Consider the following 1,782-nt stretch of genomic DNA (forward strand, 5'->3'; position numbering starts at 1 on the left):
AATTGATATTTGGCATCTTTTAAGTCCTTCATTGCCACTTCGCGTGCACGAGATAAATCGCGTACAGCTTCATCTTCAGGCTCGGGAACATAGATAGGTGTTATAAGTTAAAGGGGTCACCCATTAGAAAGTTCCGGTCAAGCAGGCAGCTGTGTTTTCTTGATCTTTTTATTCAAAAACCAAGTGTTTTTTATTATTTAAACTCAATTTAAATATGACTACGCACCTAGTAATGACGTCGATTGGTGTGAATATGCACCAGTCACCCATATGAATTTAGGCAGTTTAATTAAGCATTATTGATGATTAATTAAGGCCCTTGGCTTTCGCCTCAGTCATCGTTTAGTACCAATGTCAGTCCAGTTTCTGGCTGTGTTTACACACTGCGCTGTAACAAGTCTGTGGTTTATGCTTACACATAACCAACCCTGTGTGGCTCAAACATTGGGCATATCCAGTATTTAAAATATGAGCGGTTAGCGTGCAGGCTCAATCAAATCTAATGGTTTTACCAACCCCATTACGAGCTCAACACGTTAACCTAATTTGTTTTATAGACGCTAAGCAAACGCCTTGTGTTCATCGAATGGTACATTGTCTTTAAGCACGTGATAACACGCTCTTGTGAGCTTATGTGCAACCGTTTTAATCGCAACTACCTTGTTTGTTTTAGCCAGTTTTCGTTGATAATATTTTTTGATTGTCGGGTTGTACCGAATGGCAAAATTAGCGGCCTCAGTAAACGCCCACGCTAAATAACGATTGCCATTCTTCTGATTCGTAGCGCCTTTTTTCTTTCCATTACTGTACCTTGCTCCTTTAACACAGCGACAATACGATGAGAAATTCCCTGGGCTATTAAAACGTTTAATAGTGCCTGTCTCTAACATAATGGTCAGTGCTAAGGTATTCCCAATTCCATCAATACTGGTTAGGTTCATAAACTCAGGGGAGAGTGATGTTTGTTTTAAAATAGCGCCTTCTATCACATTAATTTGCTGTTGAGCACAGCGTATTAATGAGAGGTTAGAAATGACTGACAGTGCTGTATTCATTGAGCTAAAGTCTGCATGTACTTGCTCAACATTGACGCCTTTTCTGATAGCGGCCATTTGTTTGATTTTGTTGCTACTGAGCTTGTATCCAAGATGACGCATGTAACAACTTTGCACTGATAATAAGTTTTTAGTGGACTGTTGAACAATGTCCATTCGTTTACGCATTAAGTCGCGAACAGCCCTGAGCTCTCGAGGATAAATATAGCCCTCAGGTAGAATGTTTAAACGTAGCATTTCAGCTAACCAACACGCATCACTGTGGTCATCGGCATGCTTTAAGCCTGAATACTGTTGAATTGCCGCAGGGTTCGCTAGGTGAAGTGTAAACCCTTCATCCATTAAAGCATCGACTAACCAATACCAATTAAAAGTTGATTCAACAACAAGCCCTTTTAGATTGTCTTTATAAGGGGTTAGAAAAGATAAAATGACAGAGGTGTCATTATTTAGACGCTTGCAGGTAAGTGTTTCACCTTGCTCATTAATGATAGCAATAACACAATTATTTGAATGCAAGTCAATTCCACCATATAGTTTCATACTAAGCTCCTCGAGATACAGTTTATGTTTTGGTCAACACAACTGTATCGAAAAACTCGAGGAGCTTTCTATATGATTATCAAATCTTGACTTCAGACATCAAAACATAAATCGGTTAAAAGCTTTTGATATAAGATATTTTTACCCTCTAAAAGCGCAGCGCCTCATATACTCAATAAGAGAT

The 1,782-nt window shown here is 38.9% G+C and carries 1 protein-coding gene; it reads right to left on the reverse strand.

Translation table 11 applies throughout. The annotated features are described in order from the left end of the window. Positions 1 to 560: 560 nt before the first annotated feature. Complete coding sequence (locus CWB60_RS20190; protein WP_138579269.1) at positions 561 to 1,598, reverse strand: IS110 family RNA-guided transposase; 1,038 nt, start codon at positions 1,596 to 1,598, stop codon at positions 561 to 563. Positions 1,599 to 1,782 lie beyond the last annotated feature (184 nt).

This window comes from Pseudoalteromonas sp. S327 (assembly GCF_005886415.1).
Taxonomy (GTDB): domain Bacteria; phylum Pseudomonadota; class Gammaproteobacteria; order Enterobacterales; family Alteromonadaceae; genus Pseudoalteromonas; species Pseudoalteromonas atlantica.